Here is a 312-nt window from a genome sequence, read left to right as displayed (position 1 = left end):
TTTTTATTTAAGTCGTAAACGAGATGCGAAAGCTGCCAAGTGTTTTCTAAAGAAAGCCTTGGTTTCTTGTCATGCCACAAAACCTCGTTCGATAACTGCTGATGGAGATAAAGCCTATCCTGTTGCGATACGTGAACTAAAAGAAGAACAGTGTATACCACACCGTATACCACTTCGTGTGAAAAAATATTTAAACAATATCATTGAACAAGACCACCGGTTTATCAAAAAACGTATTCGGAATATGCTTGGATTGAAATCATTGCAAACAGCTACAAAAATGATTGCTGGAATAGAAGCTATGCATATGGT

Annotated in this window: 1 protein-coding gene; it reads left to right on the top strand. The window is 36.9% G+C overall.

What is annotated here, in order from left to right:
- A partial coding sequence (locus JDS99_RS31210; RefSeq protein ID WP_199696520.1) for a DDE-type integrase/transposase/recombinase occupies nt 1-312 on the top strand: 312 nt, incomplete at both ends.

Origin of the sequence: Bacillus cereus group sp. N6, from assembly GCF_016483705.1 — a bacterium.
Lineage (GTDB): Bacteria > Bacillota > Bacilli > Bacillales > Bacillaceae_G > Bacillus_A > Bacillus_A wiedmannii.
Note: the sequence above shows the minus strand (reverse complement) of the source record. Positions and strands in the feature narration are given on the sequence as shown.